We start from the raw sequence: 21435 nt of genomic DNA on the forward strand, positions 1-21435 counted from the left end.
CATCGAGCGCGAAGACATCCACACCAACGCCACCATCATTGTGAATACGAGAGATTCGACCGACACCGCCGCCGGGCATCGAAGCGCATCGAGCCGGCCCGCGCAGCCCGGCGCCGCCGACATCACGCACGCGAAGACCTTGAACGACACCGCCACCGACACCCCGCGCGCGAAGGCGCCGACCGATCCGGCCGCCATCGGCGGCGCGCCCGCGAAGCCCGCGCCGGAGCCCGGGCCGCGGCCGCATCCCGAAACCGCGGCGTCGCTCGCCGCGCGCCGTGCGGCGCGGCGCGGCCGCCTCGCGCTGTTCTTCGGCGTGCTGGCGATCGCGGCGCTGGCCGCCGCGCTCTACTGGTGGCTCGTCGGGCGCTTCAGCGAAGAGACGGACGACGCCTACGTGGCCGGCAACGTCGTGCAGATCGCCGCGCAGATCCAGGGGACGGTGACCGACGTGCTGGTGGCGGACACGCAGCAGGTGAAGGCGGGGCAGGCGCTGGTGAAGCTCGACGACGCGGACGCGTCGGCGGCGTTCGCGCAGGCGCGGGCGCAGCTTGCGCAGGCGGTGCGGCAGGTTGCGAACACGCGGCTGTCGATGGGGACGTACGAGCAGACGGTGAAGGCGCGCGAGGCGGACCTGACGCTCGCGCAGCAGGCGTATCGGGCGCGGGTGGGGGCGTCGGTGGAGGTGGTGGCGCCGGAGGAGCTGGCGCGGGCGAAGTCCTCGCTCGCGAACGCGCAGGCGGCGCTGGCGGGGCGCGGGCGCAACTGGAGGCGGCGCGCGCGCTGGGCAGCGAGCGGCCGGTCGGGCAGAACCCGGCGGTGCAGCAGGCGGGCGCGCAGTTCAAGCTCGCGTACCGGAACCTGAAGCGCACGACGATCGTGTCGCCGGTGGACGGGACGGTCGGCCAGCGGTCGGTGCAGATCGGGCAGCAGGTGGGGCCCGGTGCGCCGCTGATGTCGGTGGTGCAGTTGCGGCAGGTGTGGGTGGAGGCGAACTTCAAGGAAGGGCAGCTCCGGCACATGCGGGTGGGTCAGCCGGTGCGGCTCGAATCGGATCTGTACGGCTCGCGGGTGACGTACCGGGGCCGGGTGGAGGGGTTCTCGGCGGGCACGGGGAGCGCGTTCTCGATGCTGCCGTCGCAGAACGCGGCGGGGAACTGGATCAAGGTGGTGCAGCGCTTGCCGGTGGTGATCTCGCTGGACGCGTCGGAGCTGGCGGCGCATCCGCTGCGGGTGGGGCTGTCGATGCGGGCGACGGTAGAGACGAAGGTGCGCGGCGGGCATCTGCTCGACGGGGACGCGCCGCTGCCGGGGCTGCGCACGCGGGTGCACGAAGCGCATGCGGGCGAGGCGGAGGCGGCGGCCGAGGTGGTGATTCGGGAGAATGACGGCGGCCGGTGACGGACGGCCGCCCGCCTCGTCACGGCGATTTACTCGCGCGCGTCATTCGCGTCGCGGGACAGGTGGCTCCACAGAAACGCATATCCGATCGCCTCGTGCTCGGCGGTATCGATCGCGTCGGCGCTGCCGTGGCCGCCATCGGTCTTCTCGAGCAGCCATACGTTCCGATGGCCTTGCGCCTGCATGCGCGCGACCATCTTCCTCGCATGCGCGGGATGCACGCGATCGTCGCTCGTCGATGTCGTGAAGAGCGCGGGCGGATACGCGACGTCGCTCGCGACCCGGTGATACGGCGAGTATGCCGCGAGCGCCGACGCATGCGCCGGATCGTCGGGATCGCCGAATTCGTCGAGCCACGACGCCCCCGCGTGCAGCAGCGGATAGCGCTGCATGTCGAGGAGCGGCACGTCGCTCACCACCGCGCCGAACAGCTCCGGGCGCTGGATCATGCACGCCGCGACCAGCAACCCGCCGTTGCTGCCGCCGCGGATGCCGAGTTGCGCGGCGGTCGTCACGCCGTCCGCGACGAGTTTCTCGGCGACCGCGATGAAATCGTCGAACGACCGTTGCCGTTCCGTTTGCCGCACCGATTCGTGCCACTGCGTGCCGAACTCGCCGCCGCCGCGAATATGGGCGAAGACCGCGATGCCGCCTTTCTCCAGCCAGCCGATGCCGAGCAGCGGATCGTAATCGGGCGTGAGCGCGATCGCGAAGCCTCCATAGCCGTTCAACAGGCATGGACGCGGCGTGCGCGCCGCGTCGTCCAGCACGTCGCGCGGGCCGACCAGCGTATAAGGCACGAGCGTGCCGTCGCGCGAGCGTGCATGGTCGCGCCGCACCGCCAGCGTGGACGCGTCGAACTGCGTCGGCCACCGATCGAGCAGCGTCCAGGCCGACAGATCGTCGTCGAGATTCGCGAGCGAATACTCGGGCGGCGTCAGGTAATCGTCGACGCTCACGTATACCTCGTCGTCGAACGTCGGTTCGACGGGCGATACGTCCACCTGCGCGAACCCGCGCGCGGGGAACGGGCGCGCATGCCAGCGCCATGCGCCGTCGTCCTGATGTTCCGGACACCAGAGCATCGTGCGCGTGAGCACGTCGTCGAGCCACGATACCAGCACGTAACGGCGCGTGTGCGTCCAGCCGCACGCGGACGTGCGATCGTTCGGCTCGAACAGCGTCGAGAACGTGCGGCCGCCGGCGATGAACGCATCCTCGCGGATCGCGAGCAGGCTGCCGCCCGCGTAGCGCACGCCGTCGCAGGTCCAGTCGAGCCGCGGCTGAAGCAGCAGCCATCCGTTCCAGTAACCGACCTCGACGTGCGGCGGCACGTCATAGCGCGTCCACGCGCCGTCGTCGGCGAGGCGATACGTGTTCGCATCGTAGAAGTTGATCGCCTGCTCGATCGCGTGATGCCGATCGACCGGATCGTATTGCGCGTCGATGAAGATGTCGCCGCGCGCGCCGCGAAATACGACGGGCGCGCCGGACAGCGGCGTGCCGCGCGTCCAGCGCCGGACCTCGCGCGGATAGCCGGAGCGCGTGACGGTGGCGCCGCCGTTGTCCCAGCCGACGTAGATCGTGTCGCGATCGATCCATTCGACCGAATGCTTGCCGGCCGCTTCGATCGAGAAGCCGTCGTCGACGAACCGGCATTGCGCGATGTCGAACTCGCGGATGACGACCGCGTCGGCGCCGCCGTCGGACAGCACGATCAGCGCGCGATCGCCGTCCGGCTCGAGGATGAGCTGATCGTCGAATACCCATTGAACGCCTTGCGCCTCGCCGAGCGCGTCGAGATCGATCAGCGTCTGCCAGTCCGCCTGGCCGCTGCGCCAGTCCGCCCATTGCGTGCGCCGCCACAGACCTTTCGGATGCCGCTCGTCCTGCCAGACGTCGTATGCCCAGTCCTGCCAGCGTCGCGGGATCACCGGGCGCTCGCGCGGCAGCAGCGCCTGCGTGAAGCGATCGACCAGCGCGCGGTAGCGCGCATCGTCCAGCCACCGCGCATCGCGCGTGCGGGCGTTTTGCGCATCGACCCAGTCGACGCTCGCGGCGCTGTCCAGCTCTTCGAGGAATTGGTACGGATCGGCCCGTTCAGGCCAGAAAGCATGAGGCATGGCGTTTTTCGCAAGAGGCATGACGTGTAATGGTAGCGTAAGCCGATGTGCGCCCGCGCTTCGCGAGCGCGCTTTCGTCGTACGTGAAGCCGTCCGGGGCCGCGCCGCACGGGTTTTCCGTTTCGTCCGGATCAATGCGCGATCCCGACTATCGCCCGCATGCACGGCTTCATTTCGAAATGAAAAATAATTGGTTCGGCTTTTGCGGCGGCTCTTTCATAGTGAGCTCTCGATGGCTATAGACGGCACTCGCCGTCGAGCCTGGCCCATGTCTCGCGCACGCTGCGCGATATCGATAAGGAGACGCTATGACGATCGAACTCGAAGAACGCTCCACTCAGGCCGTGCTCGATGCGGCGCGCGACGCCGCGCGCGCGGCGGGCTTGCCGTACGCGGGCGGCGTATCGCCCCGCGACGCGTGGGCGCTCGTGGCGGCGGGCGACGCGCAACTCGTCGACGTGCGCACCGCGGAGGAGCGCACGTTCGTCGGCCACGTGCCCGACAGCCTGCATGTGCCTTGGGCGACGGGCACGAGCCTCACGCGCAATCCGCGCTTCGTGCGCGAGCTCGAAGCGAAGACGGGCAAGGGCGCGGTCGTGCTGCTGCTCTGCCGCAGCGGCCATCGCTCGGCGCTCGCCGCGGAAGCGGCGGCAAAAGCGGGCTTCGCGCAAGTGTTCAACGTGCTCGAAGGCTTCGAGGGCGAGATCGACGACGCGGGCCACCGCGGCGCGATCAACGGCTGGCGTCTGCACGGCTTGCCCTGGCAGCAGAGCTGATTGATTCGGCTAGCGCCGCGACCGGCGACGGGAAGCAACGAGAAACAACAGGAAGCAACAAGGAGCGGCAGCCGTGGCGGTATTCGACATCGACGACATCGTTCAATCGCTTCAAACCGTGCGCCAGCGTTGGCGCGAAGTGCAGCGCCGCTCGCTCGAGCCCGGCGGACGCGAGTTGCCGGCGCGCGAGGCGCTCGCGGGCATCGTCGAGACATTGAAGGGCGTGCTGTTTCCGATGCGTCTCGGGCCGCCCGATCTTCGGCAGGAGAGCGAAAATTTCTACGTGAGCCACGCGCTCGACGACGCGTTGCACGCGCTCCTCGCGCAGGCTCAGCTCGAGTTGCGCTACAAGGTTCGGCACGACGCCGCCGCGCAGGCCGAAGCCGCGATCGGCGCGCAAGCCGACGCGGCGGTGCGCGCGTTCGCCGCGCGCCTGCCCGACGTCCGCGCGCTGCTCGACAGCGACGTGCTCGCCGCGTTTCATGGCGATCCGGCCGCGGGCAGCGTCGACGAGGTGCTGCTCTGCTATCCCGGCGTGCTCGCGATGATCCATCACAGGCTCGCGCACGCGCTGTATCGCCTCGAATTGCCGCTGCTCGCGCGCATCGTCGCCGAGCATGCGCACGCGCAGACGGGAATCGACATTCATCCCGGCGCGCAGATCGGCGGCGGATTCTTCATCGATCACGGCACGGGCGTCGTGATCGGCGAGACCGCGATCATCGGCGAGCGCGTGCGCGTCTATCAGGCGGTCACGCTCGGCGCGAAGCGCTTTCCGAGGGATGCGTCCGGGCATCTCGAAAAGGGCCTCGCGCGCCACCCGATCGTCGAGGACGACGTCGTCGTCTATGCGGGCGCGACGATTCTCGGCCGCGTGACGATCGGCAAGGGCGCGGTGATCGGCGGCAACGTCTGGATCACGCAGGACGTCGCGCCCGGCAGCCACGTCACGCAAGCTGTCACGCGCAGCGATCCGGCGCGGCCGGCAGACGCGGCGGCCTCTTCGCCGGGCGCGAGCGGCGCGAATGGCGTGCGCGACGTGAATGGCGTGAACGGCGCGACGCTTTCCGCCGCGGGGGCGTTGCGATGACGGCGCTCGTTCAACGTTTCGGCGCGGCGATCCGCCAGTTGCGCGAGGCGCGCGCGTGGTCGCAGGAGCAGCTCGCCGAGCATGCGGGGTTGAACCGCTCGTATGTCGGCGAGATCGAGCGCGGCACCGCGATCGCGTCGATCGTCACCGTCGACAAGCTCGCGCGCGCATTCGGCGTGCCGATCGCGCGGCTGTTGACGTCTTCCGGCGAGGTATCCGAATCGGCGCCACACGGATTCGGTGCGGCGCCGGCGTCGAACGCGCCGCTGTCAACCGCACGCTGAGTTCCCGTCCGATCCCCCGAATTGTCGTCTATAGCATGTTGAGCCGCCCGAATGGCGTCTCGATAATGCGTTCTCCTGATAAGCATTTTCGATTTCGTTCTATAGCCCCCGGAGTCTTTCATGTCGACGATAGTGAGCGGCCAGACGGCGCTCGGCGACAACGCAGCACGGCAACTCGCCAATGCCACCAAGACTGTTCCCCAGCTTTCCACGATCACGCCGCGGTGGCTGACGCACTTGCTGCAATGGGTGCCCGTCGAGGCCGGCATCTATCGTCTGAATCAGGTGAAGAACCCGGAGGCGGTGCGGGCCGCCTGCACCGCGCGCGAGGATGAGGGCGCGCTGCCCAGCACCTTCGTGCCTTATGAGGAAGAGCCGCGCGAGTATTTCCTGAACGCGGTGAGCACGGTGCTCGACGTGCACACGCGAATCTCCGATCTCTATAGCAGCCCGCACGATCAGATCAAGGAGCAACTGCGCCTGACGATCGAGACGATCAAGGAACTGCAGGAGAGCCAGCTCATCAACAATCCCGACTATGGGCTGCTCGCGAACGTCGCCGAAGAGCAGCGCGTGTTTCCGCTGACGGGGGCGCCCACACCCGACGATCTCGACGAATTGCTGACGAAAGTGTGGAAGGAGCCCGCGTTCTTTCTCACGCATCCGCTCGCGATCGCCGCGTTCGGCCGCGAATGCACGCGGCGCGGCGTGCCGCCGCCGACCGTCAGCCTGTTCGGCTCGCAGTTCCTCACGTGGCGCGGCATTCCGCTGATTCCGTCGGACAAGGTGCCGCTTGCCGACGGCAAGACGAAGATTCTGCTGCTGCGTGTCGGCGACAAGCGACAAGGCGTCGTCGGCCTCTATCAGCCCGGCGTCGCGGGCGAGCAGGGGCCGGGCCTGTCGGTCCGCTTCATGGGGATCAACAACCAGGCGATCGCGTCGTATCTGATTTCGCTGTATTGCTCGCTTGCCGTCCACTCGCCGGATGCGCTGGCTGTCCTCGATGACGTGGAGATCGGCAAGTACCATGACTATCCCGACACCTACCGTTGATTCCGCGGTGAGCGCCGTGTCCGTCTCGCTGCCGGACGCGACGCTGCCCGCCGGGCTGCCCGACCCGGCGACGCTCGCGCGCCTCGCGTCGGCGTTTCTCGCGGCGCTGCCGGGGCAGGCGGCCGCGCCGGATGTCGGCGCGGGAAGCGGCGCGGTCGGCGGCGTGCCGTCGGCCTTGCCGGCGGCAGCGCCGATTCTCGCGTCGGCTTCGAATCCCGCGCCGGCTGGCTCGCCGCTTGCCGGGCCCGGCGGCACGGGCACGGGCGTGCCGGGCGCCGGCGTGCCGCTAGGCAAGGCGCCCGGCGCGAACCTCGCGCCCGCGCCGACGCATGTGCTGTCGCTCGGCAATCGCGCGCCCGCGCTCGTTCCGCATGCGGCCGCGCAAAACGGATTGCCGGACAACGCGGTGGCGATCGCGCCGGCGCTGGAGCCGCGCGTGGGCGGCGTCGCGCTCGGCGTGCCGCCGGTGCAGGAACCCGTTCCCGCGCGCGCGGCGCCGGATGCATCTGCTGCTGCGCCTGCGTCTTCGCCGTATTACTTCATCGACCCCGCATCGCACGGCTGGCCGCGCGACGCCGCACAAATTGTCGTGCCGCGCGACGGCATCGCGTCGCCGCGTGCGTTCGGCTTGCCGGACGAAAGCGAACTGCGCGATCTGCTGCCGATCCGGCGGCCGGCCGTCGATCGGCATCGCGCGCCACGCTATTTCGTCGACGATGCGCCGCCCGCGAATGCGCACGCGCCCGGCGCGGGCGCGCATCCGCCATTCGACGTCAACGCGATTCGCCGCGACTTCCCGATACTCGCCGAGCGGGTGAACGGCAAGCCGCTCGTCTGGTTCGACAACGCCGCGACGACGCACAAGCCGCAAGCGGTGATCGACCGTCTCGCGTACTTCTATGCGCACGAGAATTCGAACATCCATCGCGCCGCGCATACGCTCGCGGGGCGCGCGACCGACGCGTACGAACATGCGCGCGCGACCGTGCAGCGCTTCATCGGCGCGGGCTCGCCGGACGAGATCGTGTTCGTGCGCGGCACGACGGAGGCGATCAACCTGATCGCGAAGACGTGGGGCGTCCGCAACGTCGGCGAAGGCGACGAGATCGTCGTGTCGCATCTCGAGCATCACGCGAACATCGTGCCGTGGCAGCAGCTTGCCGCGTTGACGGGCGCGACGCTGCGCGTGATTCCCGTCGACGACAGCGGGCAGGTGCTGCTCGACGAGTACCGGAAGCTGCTCAACGACCGCACGAAGATCGTCTCCGTCACGCAGGTGTCGAACGCGCTCGGCACGGTGGTGCCGGTGAAGGAGATCGTCGAGCTCGCGCATCGCGCGGGCGCGAAGGCGCTCGTTGACGGCGCGCAGTCGATTTCGCACATGCGCGTCGACGTGCAGGCGCTCGACGCCGACTTCTTCGTGTTCTCCGGGCACAAGATCTACGGGCCGACCGGAATCGGCGTCGTGTACGGCAAGCGCGCGCTCCTCGACGACATGCCGCCGTGGCAGGGCGGCGGCAACATGATCGCGGACGTGACGTTCGAGCGCACCGTGTTCCAGCCGCCGCCGAACCGCTTCGAGGCGGGGACGGGCAACATCGCCGATGCGGTCGGTCTCGGCGCGGCGCTCGATTATGTGACGCGGGTCGGCATCGAGAACATCGCGCGCTACGAGCACGATCTGCTCGCCTACGCGACGGGTGCGCTCGCGCCTGTGCCGGGCGTGCGGCTCGTCGGAACCGCGCGCGACAAGGCGAGCGTGCTGTCGTTCGTGCTGAAGGGCTACGAGACGGAAGAGGTCGGGCGGGCGCTGAACGAAGCGGGCATCGCCGTGCGTTCCGGGCATCATTGCGCGCAGCCGATTCTGCGCCGCTTCGGGCTCGAGGCGACCGTGCGCCCGTCGCTGGCGTTCTACAACACGCGCGACGAGGTCGACGCGATGGTCGATGTCGTGAGAAGGCTCGCGGCGCGGCGCGTGTAGCGCCGCCGTGCGCCGGGGTGGCGCCGGCCCGATCGAGTCGGCGCGTCCGAACGGGGCGGCCGCGCGCCGAATAGTCGCACGCAGTCTCACGCTGGCGCACGCAGACGCGGCGTTTCGTTCGTCATACGAAAAAAGACCCGGCCGGAGCCGGGTCGAAGAGAGCGATGCAAACGGCGAAAGCCGCGTCGGTCATGGTTATGCAACCGGCCGGTCCTCGCCGCCACGACATCACTCCGCGTGGCCGTTGCGCGCGCGGCGCGCCGATACCGATCGGCCGCCGCGCGTCTCGTTCAGATCATCCGCTCGAACGCGCCGTCTTTCATCAGGAAACGATGGACGAGCGCCGCGAGTACGTGCATGCCGATCAGCACGATGAAAAGCGTCGCCGACAGGCTGTGCCATTCGCCGATATCCGCGCCGAGCGAATGCGGGGCGGCGATCGTCGGCAGCGGAGCGATGCCCGCGAGCTTCAACTGCCACGTGCGGCCGTTCGCGTTCAGCCAGCCGAGCAGCGGCACGGCGATCAGCGCGACGTACAGCAGCTTGTGAACCGCGCTCGCCGCGAACGACAGGAGTGCGCCTTGCGGATGCGCGGGCGGGCTGCGGCGCACGATCGACCACAGCAGGCGCGCCGCGATGACGACGATCAACGCGGTGCCGAGCGCGACGTGCCAGGCGACGAGACCGGCGGGCGGCGCCGTGCCGTGCACGTCGGGCATCGTCCAGCCGAGCGCGAACTGCGCGAGCACGAGCGCGGCGACGCACCAATGAAAAATACGGCTGAGCAAATCGTAGCGATCCGGGGTTCGGGGGGAGCGTGTCATTGCGCGAATCGTCCGTGGGGTAAGCCGTTCGTAGGGATCGGCCGGCCGACGTGCGTGCGTTGCCGGGCTCGCTCGATTATCGCGGGCGATTCTTATGGAAATCTTAAGGTCGGGAGGGTTCGGCAAAGTGGGGGCGCGCGCGTGTCGCCGCTGCATGCGCGATCGCTTGGCCGCCTGCCGAACGATGCGGGCTCAAAGCCAGTTCGGCCGGCCCGCATGCGCCGGGTGAGGGGTGTCGACCGACGAATCGACGGCCGTCTGCGGGGTTGCGCATCCGCTCGCCGCGGAAAGCATGCCGAGACAAAGCAGCAGAATGAGAATGCGTTTCATGTCTGTTCAGTCCGTTCCGATTCAGTGTTGCTTGTCGCTACTCTGCCGGACGCGGGCTTAAGGCCCGCTTAACGACCCGGTTCGAGCGCTGCGACACGATCGCGCAGCCTTTGCTTTTCCGTCATTCGCTATGTGAAAATATATAATGTTGTTTTATAGATTATTGGGGGAGGCGATGAGTGCTGCACGCTCGTCGATCGACTTGTCCGAGATGCATGCGTCGGCCGACGCCGCGTGCGCGCTGCTGAAGGTGCTGTCGAATCCGGATCGGTTGCTGATGATGTGCGAGCTCGCGCAGTGCGGCGAGCTGTGCGTGAGCGACATCGAGGCGCGGCTCGACATCCATCAGCCAACGCTGTCGCAACAACTCGGCGTGCTGCGCGAGCACGCGCTCGTCGAAACGCGGCGCGACGGCAAGAACATCTACTACTCGCTCGCGAGCGAGCCGGCGGTCGCCATCATGGCCGTGCTCTACGAGCAGTTCTGTGCAACCAACAAGAAGGGGAAGCGCCGTGGCCGTTGATCTCGTTCATTTCACGCCGGGCCTGTCGTTCGCGGGCGGCCTGTTGATCGGCGCCGCCGCCGCGCTGCTCGTGTTCTTCGACGGCCGCATCGCCGGCATCAGCGGCATTGTCGGCGGGCTGCTCGTCGGCCGGCGCAGCGATGCCGGATGGCGCGCGGCATTTCTCGTCGGCCTGATCGCGGCCGCGGTCGTCGCGAGCGCGCTCGATTGGTTTTCGATGCCGGCCGTCGACGCCGGCTGGGCGAGGGTGCTCGCGGGCGGCGTGCTCGTCGGCATCGGCACGCGCTATGCAGGCGGCTGCACGAGCGGACACGGCGTTTGCGGCATCTCGCGCGGCGCGCTGCGCTCGATCGTCGCCACCGCGGTGTTCATGGCCGCGGGCATTGCGACGGTGTTCGCGCTGCGTCACGTGTTCGGAGGGTGACATGAGCGTGTTGTTTGCATTCCTGTCGGGCTTGCTGTTCGGCGCCGGGTTGCTGCTGTCCGGGATGGCGAATCCTGCGAAGGTGCAGGGCTTTCTCGATCTCGCCGGCAATTGGGACCCGTCGCTCGCATTCGTGATGGCCGGCGCGATCGCGGTCGGCTCGGCCGCATTCGCGTTCGCCAGGCGGCGCAAGCGTTCGTTGCTCGGGCTGCCGATGCAGATTCCGCCGCGCGGGGCCGTCACGCTCAGGCTCGTCGCGGGCAGCGCGGCGTTCGGCGTCGGCTGGGGGCTCGTCGGCTTTTGTCCGGGGCCGGCCGTCGTGTCGCTCGGCCTCGGTGGCGCGAAAGCATTCGGTTTCGTCGCGGCGATGCTGATCGGGATGGCGGCGTTCGAATGGATCGAGCGTTTCAGGGCGAAGCGTTGAGCCGTTGAGCGCAGCGGCCAGCGGCCTGACGTGCGGGCGCGCGGCACGGTGGCGCCGGAATGTGTACGATCGGGGCTTTCCGTTTTCGATTTTGATGACACGATGGTCTCGATTCGTTTGCTCGACCCCGCCGACGCCGCCGCGTTCCGTGCCCTGCGTCTCGTTGCGATCGACACGTCGCCGACCGCAATATGGCCGACGCGTGCCGAAGAGGCGGGGCGATCGATGACGGAAGTCGAGGCGCGGCTTCGTGCATCCGGCACGCAGGCGGTGTTCGGCGCGTTGACCGCCGGTGGTGAATTGATCGGCATCGCCGGCGTGCGCAGGGAAGCGCTCGCGCAAATCAACCATAAGGCGACGCTCTGGGGCGTGTTCGTTGCGCCCGCGCATCGCGGCAACGGGCTCGCGCGGCGTCTGGCCGATAGCGCGTTGATGCATGCATCGCGCGATTGGGGTGTCGCTCAGGTCAATCTATGCGTGAACACGGAGAACGAACCCGCGAAGGCGCTGTATGCGTCGCTCGGATTCGAGACGTTCGGCGTCGAGCGGCGTGCGATGCGTGTCGGCGATCGATTTTATGACGAGCAGCACATGGTCAGGGTGCTTCGTTGACCGCGGTGCGCTTGATGGCCGGGATGTAGCGGCCGCATGGGCTGTCGTGTTGCGGTCGCACGTCGACCGTTCCGCGCTCGCGCCGATCATGCGAATCGGCCTGAGTCCGGCCTGAGCCGAATATCGGGCGACGAGCGGCTTGCGCCCGCACGAAGCACGCGGGCCGCATCTTTGCTTGTTTCGCGGCGGCGGCCTGTTCATCGAATGAATTTCCGCTGGCTAGCGCGCCCGATCGCGGCGCGGCGTCACCGGGCGGTTGCTTGCGTCTGTTGCATGTGCTGCTGCGCCGCCTCGTTCTCCTGCTCCCATTCGTACCAATCGTCGCCGAGCAATTCGATCGGGTGTTGAGTTCGGTCGGAGCCGTTGCCGCATGACAGCGCGTCGACTGAACAATATCGGTCGCATCCCCAGCAATTGCGTTCGGGGTGTTTCGGATGCAGCGGGAATTTCTTCGCCATGCCGGGGTGCCTCGCAAAATGCGTTGGAGGGTGTCGCGGCGAGCGATGTCAGACGGCGCCTCGTAGGCGGGGTAGACGGCTGGGAAAGGTGCGACGCGCGCACGGCTTCGTGCGTGGCGAGCTGACAGGTATTTCCTGTCGCCGCGACCAGCACATTTTGTCGATCGGGCGACACGCGTTCCTTGATGTCGCGCATGGAATCACAAGGTGCGACGCCGCGCCGCGTGGCGTTGCACCCGGCGGCGGCGGCGGCCGTCTTCGTTCGGCCGCGTTCGCGTCGATCGAACGGCCGGACACGACGCTTGCTGCTTACCGGCTTGCCGCATGTGTGGCGAGATGCTGCCGGATCAGCGTCAGGTAGCGGTCGCCCACCGTGTGATCGACTTCGGCGCGCCGCGCCGGATAGCGCAGCGAGATCGGCGGCCAGACACCCAGGTAACGGCAGACCGCCGACAAGTAAGGCTTGCGGACGCGCCCCATGTGCCGCGCCGCGCGCTCCACGCGCTCGTCGCCGACCTGGCTGCGCAGCCAGGCGAGGATTTGACGATCGGTATCGTTGACGATGCGAATCAGGTGCTCCATCGGACACCTCACTGGTTAAAAATACAGTGCTGTTAATTTATCCAGTATTTTGCCGGTGCGCAACTACATTAAATAGGGTGCGAATTAGGGCGCAAAGGGCGTCGGCAAGCGGAAAGGCGCGTCGCGCGGCGCGAGGCCGACGCGGCGGGGAAGTGCGCGGAGAGGCCGGGCGGAAAGGATCGCCCGGTCGGGCGAGGCGGGTTCGGTCAGTCGAGCCGTATCCGATGCCAATTCAAATGGATATGACAGGCCGGGGAGGTGCTGCGACGAACGAATCTCGCGGGCTGCGTCAATCGTCTGACGCAGATCCGCTCGTCGGCAACTGAACATCGGCGCGGCTGCGAGCAGGGCGTGACGAACGCGAAGCGGCGCGATTTCCGCGAGCGATCATTCGAGGCCAATCAACCGTGAACGTCAGACGGACAGGCGCAGCGACGCCAGTTTTGCGCGCACTTTCGCCGCAGCGATGCGCATGGCCTTGCCGGGGCCGCGGCATCGCCATGCGGGCGTCGCCGGCCGTTCGAGCCGTTCGGCGACGATGAAGCACATCACGGCGATCGTCGCCGGCACGTGCGCGTGTCCGGCCAGCAGCGGGAGCAGCATCAGCGCCCAGCAATTTCCTGCGCACGACACGCCGCTCGCCAGGCCGAAGCGCAGCGCGTCGCGATCGGCGGCCACCCCGAACGCCGCCAACGGCGGCCGGCGGTGGCAGACGTTCAGGAACCCCTGCTTGGCGGGCGAAGCCTGCCAAAGCAGCGCGAGCGCAAGCCCGGCGCCCGTTCGCGCGACGGGGCCAGGCATGACCCAGGTGAAGGCGATCGCGACGATCTGCAAGCCGATCCACGCGGCGAGCCAGACGGCCGCATAACCTGCGACGAAAAGGAGCGCCGCCCGCATCCGGCGTCGCGCGAAACTGCGCTCCAGCACGTGCCGAAGCGGCGCTGCGGCGAGCGGCGCCATCATTGCCGCAACCATCATCACGGAGTCCGAAGCGAATTTCGACGGCGAGTTCGACAGATACGCCAGACGGAGCCACGTCGCGAGCGGCACGCGCCAGTCACCTGCGATCGAGCAGAGCGCGGGCGGCGTCAGGCCGCCCGCGCCGACGATCAACGCGGACCACGCGATCAGGCTGACCGACACGAGCGCGACGAGCGGCGCGTCGAGCCGTCGCCCGGCGTGTTTCATCGTCGCCTCCGCGTCAGGCGCTTTGCCGATACACGCTGATGCGGCCGATGCTCACCTTCGATTCCTCCGCCACCGGCGTCACCGCGATGAGCCGCACATCGAGCTGGGACTGTGGCAGCGCGCCGGCGAGATGCAGCGCATCGATCACGTGTGAAATCTCAAGCACGAACGTCACGCCGTCGCCCGCGTGCCCGTCCTCGGCCACCGTCGCCTTGCTCACGCCGAAGAGCGCGATGCAGCCGGCCAGATGGTCGGGATACTTCGCGGGGTCCTCGCCTTCCGGAACGTTGACGTAGACGTTGAGGACCGTGGCGTCGTCGAGACCGCGGACATTCTCGAGATTCAGGAAGACCCGGTCGGGCGTGGACGACGTCGCGGCGGCGGTCGCCTTCAGATTGGCGGTGAGCTTGCGGTGCACGTCGGCGTCGAGCTTGACGGACGATCGCGCCTCCAAGCCTCGCACCGGCAGGTTCTGGTCGCTTGCGCCGAACAGCTCGACGGTCCTGGGATCGGTCACGGCAAAGTCCTCCTTCGGCGTTTCGGCCGTTGCCCGCGCGCGCAGGCGAGTCAGGCGCGCAGCCGTCGGCGGCGTTTTGGTCGGCGCCGATACGTCGTCGTAAGCATAGCCGAGCTTCGAGAGATCGCTCATCTCTCCCGGCGTGTAGGTCCGGTTTTCTCCGTGCGGCATCGGCATCCTGAAAGGCCGCTCGCCGATGGCCGCCGGACCTTTCAGCCAATTCACCGCGGTCGGATCGACGTGCGTCGGAGGATTTCTTCGCCAGACTTCCCACAGCCGGTCGATGTTCGCATGATGAAGCCAGAAGATCGGATCGAGGCCCGCGATGTCCGGGTGCGACATCAATCCGGGCAGGCCCGTCGCCCGATTTCTCCCGCCGACGATGCCATGCACCGCGTCGTGCGGCTGCGTCTCGATGCCGCCGTGGACCCGGCCGCTGTGGCTGAAGCCCGTGTCCACCCCGCCGAATCCGGTGCTGCCTCCGCTTGCCACGCCTTCGAAATCGGGATCGCCGAGCGCGTTCATGTTGATCCACTTGGTCGGCACGTAGACCTCGCCGTTGTTGTACGGGCCGTAGCGCTGCTTCACGTACAGCGGATTGTCGCCTTTCCCGTCCGGCCAGTCGGGCGATGCGAAGGCCTTGGGCAGGAGATCCTGGCCCGGCTTGAAATAATTCCAATAGGGCAGCGCCCAGTTCTTGGGCCCGCGCAGCTTCAGGACCTCGTCGCGCACGACGGCCTCCAATGCGAGCAGGTAGCCGCGGTGCCACGGCAGGAAGTACCAACTGCCGTGCTGGCATTGCTTCCAGTAGGCCTGAATGTCGGCCGTGCTCGGCATCTTGTCGTGCGCGTTCAGGTAGCCGACGCGGCGCCACAGGTCCTGCTGGAATCCATGAATGGCCGCGTAGAAACGCCAACTGTTCCGGTCGTCGAGGGCGCGTGATTGCATCGCCTTGACGCCGCGTGCGTACCAGAGGATCGGTTCGGCCCAGTCGGCGCCCAGGTCCCAGACGTTTTGACGTAAGTAAGTCATGCTGATTTCCCCTTTTTTATTGGCGTGCAGCATGCCGCGATCGGATTGGTCGAATCCGATCGTCCGTACGATCAACAATCAATTGAAATTGATGAAGTGTTATCCGCTGGAAAGGAGGGTCAAGTTAATTGTTGATCGTTGTTCAAGCAGCGATTCGGCTCGCATGGAAAGCGCCAGTCTTTATCGAGGCAACAAGTTCCTGCTTCGTTTTCTGGTTTTTGGCATCGGGCCGTCGCCAAGAAAATGCTAGTTCATTTTTTGTCGGTTTCCATATTTAAATGAGATGTTGCAGAAAATCGGCGTTTCGATCGAACCGATGCGATTCGGGCTGGTTTAACTGGATTTAAAAGCGCAAGCGAGGTGGAAAATCGAATCGATTTGATGAGCCGGCGCGGGAAGTGGATTTCGAAGGATCGAAAAGGTCGGTCGATCTCTTCGGTAAGCGGTTAAAACGATGATCTTCGGATCGGTTGGCCGGACTCGCCGGCGAGCCGATGTCGATGTCGCCGCGCGCATGACGACGACCGGCGCGTCACGTCCGGCAGGCCGAGAACGGAACCCGCCCGAACGCCAACCGAAACATCGGGTTCGATCGTCTCCCGTCACGCCCCGGCCGCGCGCATCAAGTCGACGCGACCAGAAACGCCTCGCCGCTCGACGGCCGCAGGCCATCGGGCCGCCCGTCGAAATAGCGCCGGACGAGATCGCCGGTCGACACGTGCCGGACCTCGCGAAACCCCGCCTCGCGGGCGAGCGCGAGCATTTCGGGCGGACTGAGGAAGCTGACGAACGGCGTGCCCGCCGCCCGCGCGCGTTCGTAGACGGCCGCGTGCTGCGCGCGCTCGGCCGGATCGTCGATGAGTTCGAGCGGCAGCAGGAACGTCATCGCGAGCGTCGAGCCCGGCGCGAGCGTCGCGGTCTGGCGCAGCGTGTCGGCGATCGCCTCGCGGGTCAGATACATCGAGACGCCCGTCGACGACACGACGGCCGGCCGGCTGTCGTCGAAGCCGGCGGCGCTCAACTGCGTTCGCCACGCGCCGCTGGCCTCGAAATCGACCGGCACGAGCCGCAGCCATTCCGGCACGCCGTAGCCGAGCGCGATCAGGCGCTGCCGTTTCCACGCCTGCGTGCCGGGCTGGTCGATTTCGAATACCCGAAGGTGCGATGCGCGCTTCGCGCTGCGCTGCGCGAACGTGTCGAGGCCCGCGCCGAGCACCACATACTGCGCGACGCCCCCGTCGGCCTGTTCGCCGACCAGATCCTCGACGAAGCGCGCGCGGCCGACGATCGACGCGCGGTAGCCGCGCGTGGCCTGCGGTTCCATGTCCGGGCGGCTGCGCCAGTCGTCGTCGGGGGCGGCCAGTTCAAGGCCGATCACGTCGTCGAGCACGTGCGGCGGCGCATCGATCTCGACGTGCAGCGCGCGCCACAGCGCGACCCGCACCGCGGTGCTGTCCGGTGCGGTAATCGATTGGTTCGGCATGACGCTTCCTCCACTTCTCAATAGACGAATTTCGTCGACACGTCACAGTGTATCGATCTATCGAGATCGCGACGCCGTCCCGCGCGGCGGCATGCGATTGGCGCACCGCCCATGTGCCCATGACGATGCGTTTTCAGTTCGGGGTGCCTCGCTCGGGCGAGCGCGGGCCGTCACGGTCGCGCCGCTTTGCCGTCCGGCGCCGCGGGCATCAGCCCGACGTAGCGCGCATCCGTCAGCGTGCGCAGGAAGGCGACGAGATCGTCGATGTCGGCGTCCGTCATCGCGGGCGGCGTGCCGGGGCGGCGGTTCATCGGCGTCGAATTCACGTTGATGTTGCCGCGATGCGCGCGCGGCACGTCGTCGAACGTGTTGCGGCCGTGGTACCAGCGTGTCGGGTCGGTCGAGCGCGTGTTGTAGAACGCGACGGCGTCGCGCAGCGTATCGAACACGCCGTTGTGCATGAACGACTCCTTGACCGCGACGTTGCGCAGGCCTGGTGTGCGCAGATAGCCGCACCATTGCGTCGGCTCGGGCCAGCGCAGCTTCGCGGCGGTGTCGCACAGGCCGTTGTCGAAGTGGCGCGGGTCGCGGTTCGCGGGCAGCGCGCGATTGCGCGGCACCGCGATCGCGTCGTAGCCGAAGTCGGTGAAGAGCGAGCGCTCGGGCCGGCTCGCGGTGTCCGACAGCGTGTGGCAGCTCATGCAGTTGCCTTTGTCCGGATTCCTGAAGAGCGCGAGGCCGCGCAGCTCCTGCGGCGTGAGCGGCGCGCGCTTCGTCACGTACGCGTCGTAGCGCGACGAGAAGGGCGCCATCTCGTCGCTCTGCAGGTACGCCTGCATCGCGTCGCCGAGCGCGCGCGCCATCCGCTCGGGATCGCGGCGCACCGACGCGCCGAATCGTTCGGCGAGCGCCGCGCCGAGCGCGGTGCCGCCGATCTTGCGCATGAGCGCCGCGGGCGATGCGTTGTTCATCTCGTCCGGATCGAAGAGCGGGCCGCGCAACTGCTCGGCGAGCGTATCGGCGCGGCCGTCCGAGAACAGGCCGCCGAACGGCGCGGGCGCGAGCGCGTCGTCGTCCTGATAGAAGTGGCGGCGCGGCACGTAGCGCACGTACAGCAGCGACGGCGCGTTGCGGCGGCTGAAATGGCCGGGCCGGCTGCCCTGCGGCACGCGCGGGCCGGCGAGCGCCGCATGCGACAGCGTCGGCGCGAACGCGCGGCCCGGATCGTGGCAGCTCGCGCACGACGTGCCGCGCGGCTCCGACAATGCCGGATCGAAAAACACGCGCTTGCCGAGCGCGACGAGCGCCGGGTCCGGGCGGAACGCGGCCGCCGTCGGATCGACTTTCGACGCGACCTGCGGCGTGCCGCGGCCGATCGTGCCGACGACGCGCTGCGGCGGCGCGCCGGGGAGCAGGATCGTCGTCGGCGGCGGAGGCGAGGCGGTGCCGGCGCGAACGGCGTCTTGCGCGGGTTTCGCACGGGCCGGGGCGGTCGCGCCCGGCGCGGCAGGACCGGACGCGAAAGCGATCGCCGATGCGCACGCGGCGAGCACGCCGCTTGCCGCCCGCGCGATGGTCGCGATGATCGCGATGGTTGGGATAGGGCGACGTTTCCTCATCGTGCCGAACGCTGCCTGACCGGGCGCGAAGGCGATGGCGCACGCACGCGCCGCGAACGCCGCCGCCTCCGCGCGCCGGGCCGCGATGCGCCGCTTGCTGTCCGTCACGGCGCGACGAAGCCGGTCTTGTCGCACGTGAGCGTCGTGCCCGCCTGGTCGCAGCTCGCGAGCAGCTTGCCCGCCGCGGTGTACGCCTTGAACGTCCAGCCGCGCGCGGGCGCCGAGCGGCGCTCCATGATCAGGAAGCCGAAGCTGTTGTTGTGCGACAGCTTGTCGATGACGACGCCCGGCGCGGGCGTCAGATTCGCCGGAAACGGATCGGGCAGCGCGACGTCGAGATTGTCGCCGCCGTTGCCCGACACGATCGTCGCCGGGTGGCCGGACGCGAAGTTGATCGCCTGGAAATCGTGCACGTGGCCGTGCAGCGCGACCTGCACGCCGGGCGGGTAGTACGCCTGCGCATAGAGGCTCGACATCACCGATTGCAGCGCGAGGTTGCCTGGCGCGGGCGTGCTGCCCGGAATCGGCGCGAATGCGAGGATCGGGTGATGGTTCGTGAAGATCGTCGTCGACATGCCCGGCTTGTTCGCGAGCGCGGCCACCGTCTGGAACTGCTTCTGGTAGATCTGGAATGGCACGTCGGTTGTCTTGAGCGCCGCGCGGCCGACCTTCGCGGTATCGAACACGATCACCTGCGAGCCGGTGCCGAGCGGCACCGCGTAGGGCTCCGAATAGTTCGCGTTGCCGTCGTTCGCGGGATCGTTGCATGAGCGCGCGTCCGAGTACGGGCGCGGATCGAGGAAGCGGAACCAGCCCTGGCCCGCGCGCGCGCATTCCTCGTGGTTGCCGCGCACGACGACCCACGGCGCCTTCGCGAGGAGCGGCGCGGCGGGCTCGAACAGATCCGCGCGCCACGTGTCCCAGCCGTAGCCCCACGGGCTGTTCTTGCAGCCGGCGATGTCGGGCGGGCACGCGTTCTCGCGATAGTGATAATCGCCGACGTGCAGCACGAGATCCGGATTCAGCTTCGCGACGCTCGCCGCGATCGTCGCGAACGGCCACACCGTCGCGTCGCTGCACGCCTGGAATGCGTTGTCGGCCTTCTTCATCCGGCAGCCGGTGTCGGCGATGATCGCGACGCGCTGCGGCTCGGCCTTCGGCAGCGGCAGCGCGCGCCCGGCGACGGTCACGTCCTGGGCGTTCGCGGGCAGCGTCGTTTCGCAGACGGACACCGGAAAGCTCGACGGCTTCGAATCGGCGGGATCGCTCGCGGTCTGTCGCTGCGCGGCGGTGCCCGCGGTGATGCGCAGCGTCATCCGGGCGATCTTGCCGTCGGCGTTCAACTGCGGGCAGACGGCGGGCGCCGGCTCGCCCGATGTCGCGGCGGGCGGCGTGTAGTTCGTGATCACGCGGGCGATCGCCTGGTTGGCGTCGCCGATCTCGACCCACGCCGCCTGGATGTTCGCGGGCGCGCTCGCGGCGTCCGGCTGGTTGTCGATGCTGCTCGTGCAGGCGTGGAACAGCGCGGCACCCGCGAGCGTCAGAGCAAGCGCGGCGGCGCGGAGTATCGGTCGTGGCATGGTCGTTCCCATCGGAAAGCCGTAAAGGTACGCATGGCCGATGTAATAAATGTGAAGGCGGCATGACATCATCGCGCGACATGCGGCGATGGCCGGGCAAGCGCGACGCCGATGGCGAAGCGATGCCGGACGGATGCGCGAGCCGACGGGCGGCGCGCGCTATCGGCGGCGCGCATCGCGCCCGCCGCCTACCGTTACCCGCTACCCACCCGTTGCGTGCCGCGACTCTCGCCGAATCGAAACAGCCGCGCAGGCGTCTCGACGAAGATCGCGCGCCGCATCGCGTCGTCGCGCATCCATCGCCGGGCGAGCGCACATGCGCGGCCGAACGTCTCCGTCCGCTCGAACTGCGTGTGCGGCCAGTCGCTGCCCCACATGAGCCGTTCGGCGCCGAACTCGGCCGCGAGCGCATCGAACGCTTCGCGCGCGCGCGCGTCCGCTTCTTCGGGCGCGAGCGGCCAGTTGCGATAGACGCCGGAAATCTTCACCCACACGCGGCGCGTCGCGGCCGCGCGCAGCAGATCGCGAAAGCCGGCGTCGGCGATGCCGCGCGCCGGATCGGGGCGGCCGAAATGATCGACGACGATATTCAAGCGATGCGCGAGGAGCGGCGCGATCAGCCGCCCGAGCCGGTGCGCTTGCGCGTGCAGCTCGACATGCCAGCGCAGCGCCGCGATGCGCTCGAGCGTCGCGCGCCATGCCGGGCCGTCGAGCGCCGGGTCCGGCATGCCGATCAGGTTCAGCCGGATGCCGACGACGCCCGCGCGATCGAGCGCATCGAGCACGTGCGGCTCGCAGCCCGCGTCGATCACCGCGACGCCGCGCAGGCGCCGCGGCTGCTGTGCGAGCGCGCGCAACAGATAGCGGCAGTCGCTGCCGAGAAAGCTCGGCTGCACGAGCACGCCGTGCGATACGTGGTGCGCGTCGAGCTGCGCGAGGTATGCGCCGAGCGGCGCGTCGTAATCGGGCGCGTAGCGGCGCTGGCCGGCGAGCGGCAGCCCCGTCTCGAACACGTGCGCGTGCGCGTCGATCGCCGTGATGTCGCCGGCCATGTGCCGCATCGCCGCCGCGTGCGCGCACGCGTTCCACTCTTGATCGCTCAACGCTCGATGCTCCTCACCGTGAACCGCC

The 21435-nt window shown here is 68.3% G+C and carries 20 protein-coding genes and 1 pseudogene; 10 read left to right on the top strand and 11 right to left on the bottom strand.

Annotation, left to right across the window (positions count from 1 at the left end; genetic code table 11):
• The first annotated feature begins 139 nt into the window (after positions 1–139).
• Positions 140–1401 (top strand): annotated as a pseudogene (locus tag WT16_RS28290) (HlyD family efflux transporter periplasmic adaptor subunit).
• A gap of 29 nt (positions 1402–1430) precedes the next feature.
• Here the strand turns inward: WT16_RS28290 and WT16_RS28295 are convergent.
• On the bottom strand, positions 1431–3524 hold the full coding sequence (locus WT16_RS28295; protein WP_063534747.1) for a prolyl oligopeptidase family serine peptidase: 2094 nt from the start codon (positions 3522–3524) through the stop codon (positions 1431–1433).
• 308 nt (positions 3525–3832) lie between these two features.
• Here WT16_RS28295 and WT16_RS28300 point away from each other — a divergent pair, with 308 nt between their 5' ends.
• From WT16_RS28300 to WT16_RS28320, 5 genes are all read left to right on the top strand, one after another.
• Positions 3833–4300, top strand: a complete 468-nt coding sequence (locus WT16_RS28300; RefSeq protein ID WP_015602766.1) for a rhodanese-like domain-containing protein — start codon at positions 3833–3835, stop codon at positions 4298–4300.
• Positions 4301–4373: 73 nt separating this feature from the next.
• A complete protein-coding gene (gene epsC, locus WT16_RS28305) occupies positions 4374–5390 on the top strand; it encodes a serine O-acetyltransferase EpsC (RefSeq protein ID WP_063534748.1) in 1017 nt (338 codons plus the stop codon).
• On the top strand, positions 5387–5674 hold the full coding sequence (locus tag WT16_RS28310; RefSeq protein WP_063534749.1) for a helix-turn-helix transcriptional regulator: 288 nt from the start codon (positions 5387–5389) through the stop codon (positions 5672–5674). The genes epsC and WT16_RS28310 overlap by 4 nt, the downstream gene beginning before the upstream one ends.
• Before the next feature lie 120 nt (positions 5675–5794).
• Positions 5795–6727, top strand: coding sequence for a family 2A encapsulin nanocompartment shell protein (locus WT16_RS28315; RefSeq protein WP_059932872.1), 933 nt, complete (start codon positions 5795–5797; stop codon positions 6725–6727).
• A 7-nt stretch (positions 6728–6734) separates the two neighbouring features.
• Positions 6735–8708, top strand: coding sequence for a family 2A encapsulin nanocompartment cargo protein cysteine desulfurase (locus WT16_RS28320; RefSeq protein WP_063534750.1), 1974 nt, complete (start codon positions 6735–6737; stop codon positions 8706–8708).
• 290 nt (positions 8709–8998) lie between these two features.
• Here WT16_RS28320 and WT16_RS28325 read toward each other — a convergent pair whose 3' ends face one another.
• Together WT16_RS28325 and WT16_RS34630 are read right to left on the bottom strand one after the other, a co-directional pair.
• Positions 8999–9532 carry a cytochrome b gene (locus WT16_RS28325; RefSeq protein ID WP_009915240.1) on the bottom strand — a complete coding sequence of 178 codons (534 nt, stop codon included), beginning with the start codon at positions 9530–9532 and terminating at the stop codon, positions 8999–9001.
• Between the two features lie 192 nt (positions 9533–9724).
• A complete protein-coding gene (locus WT16_RS34630; protein WP_015603451.1) occupies positions 9725–9862 on the bottom strand; it encodes a hypothetical protein in 138 nt (45 codons plus the stop codon).
• Between the two features lie 175 nt (positions 9863–10037).
• On the opposite strand from WT16_RS34630, the gene WT16_RS28330 reads away from it, so the two are divergent.
• The 4 genes from WT16_RS28330 (at position 10038) to WT16_RS28345 (ending at position 11845) form a co-directional block, all read left to right on the top strand.
• Positions 10038–10385: a metalloregulator ArsR/SmtB family transcription factor gene (locus WT16_RS28330; protein WP_063534751.1), complete on the top strand. Its 348-nt coding sequence runs from the start codon at positions 10038–10040 to the stop codon at positions 10383–10385.
• Positions 10375–10809: a YeeE/YedE family protein gene (locus tag WT16_RS28335; protein WP_015602556.1), complete on the top strand. Its 435-nt coding sequence runs from the start codon at positions 10375–10377 to the stop codon at positions 10807–10809. The genes WT16_RS28330 and WT16_RS28335 overlap by 11 nt, the downstream gene beginning before the upstream one ends.
• A gap of 1 nt (position 10810) precedes the next feature.
• Positions 10811–11233: a DUF6691 family protein gene (locus WT16_RS28340; RefSeq protein WP_006027008.1), complete on the top strand. Its 423-nt coding sequence runs from the start codon at positions 10811–10813 to the stop codon at positions 11231–11233.
• Positions 11234–11335: 102 nt separating this feature from the next.
• Positions 11336–11845: a GNAT family protein gene (locus WT16_RS28345; RefSeq protein WP_063534752.1), complete on the top strand. Its 510-nt coding sequence runs from the start codon at positions 11336–11338 to the stop codon at positions 11843–11845.
• Positions 11846–12090: 245 nt separating this feature from the next.
• Here WT16_RS28345 and WT16_RS28350 read toward each other — a convergent pair whose 3' ends face one another.
• From WT16_RS28350 to WT16_RS28385, 8 genes are all read right to left on the bottom strand, one after another.
• Positions 12091–12303: a DUF3079 domain-containing protein gene (locus WT16_RS28350; protein WP_015604037.1), complete on the bottom strand. Its 213-nt coding sequence runs from the start codon at positions 12301–12303 to the stop codon at positions 12091–12093.
• A gap of 309 nt (positions 12304–12612) precedes the next feature.
• Complete coding sequence (locus WT16_RS28355) at positions 12613–12885, bottom strand: hypothetical protein (RefSeq protein ID WP_015604122.1); 273 nt, start codon at positions 12883–12885, stop codon at positions 12613–12615.
• A gap of 414 nt (positions 12886–13299) precedes the next feature.
• Positions 13300–14073: a DUF2182 domain-containing protein gene (locus WT16_RS28360; protein ID WP_006027010.1), complete on the bottom strand. Its 774-nt coding sequence runs from the start codon at positions 14071–14073 to the stop codon at positions 13300–13302.
• 13 nt (positions 14074–14086) lie between these two features.
• Positions 14087–15655, bottom strand: a complete 1569-nt coding sequence (locus WT16_RS28365) for a tyrosinase family protein (protein WP_006027011.1) — start codon at positions 15653–15655, stop codon at positions 14087–14089.
• Positions 15656–16244: 589 nt separating this feature from the next.
• Positions 16245–17105, bottom strand: a complete 861-nt coding sequence (locus WT16_RS28370; RefSeq protein WP_063534753.1) for a class I SAM-dependent methyltransferase — start codon at positions 17103–17105, stop codon at positions 16245–16247.
• A 170-nt stretch (positions 17106–17275) separates the two neighbouring features.
• Complete coding sequence (locus WT16_RS28375; RefSeq protein ID WP_063534754.1) at positions 17276–18832, bottom strand: cytochrome c peroxidase; 1557 nt, start codon at positions 18830–18832, stop codon at positions 17276–17278.
• Positions 18829–20304: a metallophosphoesterase gene (locus tag WT16_RS28380; RefSeq protein ID WP_063534993.1), complete on the bottom strand. Its 1476-nt coding sequence runs from the start codon at positions 20302–20304 to the stop codon at positions 18829–18831. The genes WT16_RS28375 and WT16_RS28380 overlap by 4 nt, the downstream gene beginning before the upstream one ends.
• A gap of 194 nt (positions 20305–20498) precedes the next feature.
• Positions 20499–21407 carry an amidohydrolase family protein gene (locus WT16_RS28385; protein WP_063534755.1) on the bottom strand — a complete coding sequence of 303 codons (909 nt, stop codon included), beginning with the start codon at positions 21405–21407 and terminating at the stop codon, positions 20499–20501.
• Positions 21408–21435: the final 28 nt, after the last annotated feature.

Source organism: Burkholderia sp. MSMB1589WGS, assembly GCF_001636105.1.
GTDB classification, from domain to species: domain Bacteria; phylum Pseudomonadota; class Gammaproteobacteria; order Burkholderiales; family Burkholderiaceae; genus Burkholderia; species Burkholderia humptydooensis.

What these genes read in the sequence shown, in the direction of transcription:
- WT16_RS28295 (WP_063534747.1), bottom strand. Translation starts at nt 3,524, where the DNA reads ATGCCTCATGCTTTCTGGCCTGAACGGGCCGATCCGTACCAATTCCTC.
- WT16_RS28300 (WP_015602766.1), top strand. Translation starts at nt 3,833, where the DNA reads ATGACGATCGAACTCGAAGAACGCTCCACTCAGGCCGTGCTCGATGCG.
- WT16_RS28310 (WP_063534749.1), top strand. Translation starts at nt 5,387, where the DNA reads ATGACGGCGCTCGTTCAACGTTTCGGCGCGGCGATCCGCCAGTTGCGC.
- WT16_RS28315 (WP_059932872.1), top strand. Translation starts at nt 5,795, where the DNA reads ATGTCGACGATAGTGAGCGGCCAGACGGCGCTCGGCGACAACGCAGCA.
- WT16_RS28325 (WP_009915240.1), bottom strand. Translation starts at nt 9,532, where the DNA reads ATGACACGCTCCCCCCGAACCCCGGATCGCTACGATTTGCTCAGCCGT.
- WT16_RS34630 (WP_015603451.1), bottom strand. Translation starts at nt 9,862, where the DNA reads ATGAAACGCATTCTCATTCTGCTGCTTTGTCTCGGCATGCTTTCCGCG.
- WT16_RS28330 (WP_063534751.1), top strand. Translation starts at nt 10,038, where the DNA reads ATGAGTGCTGCACGCTCGTCGATCGACTTGTCCGAGATGCATGCGTCG.
- WT16_RS28340 (WP_006027008.1), top strand. Translation starts at nt 10,811, where the DNA reads ATGAGCGTGTTGTTTGCATTCCTGTCGGGCTTGCTGTTCGGCGCCGGG.
- WT16_RS28345 (WP_063534752.1), top strand. Translation starts at nt 11,336, where the DNA reads ATGGTCTCGATTCGTTTGCTCGACCCCGCCGACGCCGCCGCGTTCCGT.
- WT16_RS28350 (WP_015604037.1), bottom strand. Translation starts at nt 12,303, where the DNA reads ATGGCGAAGAAATTCCCGCTGCATCCGAAACACCCCGAACGCAATTGC.
- WT16_RS28355 (WP_015604122.1), bottom strand. Translation starts at nt 12,885, where the DNA reads ATGGAGCACCTGATTCGCATCGTCAACGATACCGATCGTCAAATCCTC.
- WT16_RS28360 (WP_006027010.1), bottom strand. Translation starts at nt 14,073, where the DNA reads ATGAAACACGCCGGGCGACGGCTCGACGCGCCGCTCGTCGCGCTCGTG.
- WT16_RS28365 (WP_006027011.1), bottom strand. Translation starts at nt 15,655, where the DNA reads ATGCTGCACGCCAATAAAAAAGGGGAAATCAGCATGACTTACTTACGT.
- WT16_RS28370 (WP_063534753.1), bottom strand. Translation starts at nt 17,105, where the DNA reads ATGCCGAACCAATCGATTACCGCACCGGACAGCACCGCGGTGCGGGTC.
- WT16_RS28380 (WP_063534993.1), bottom strand. Translation starts at nt 20,304, where the DNA reads ATGCCACGACCGATACTCCGCGCCGCCGCGCTTGCTCTGACGCTCGCG.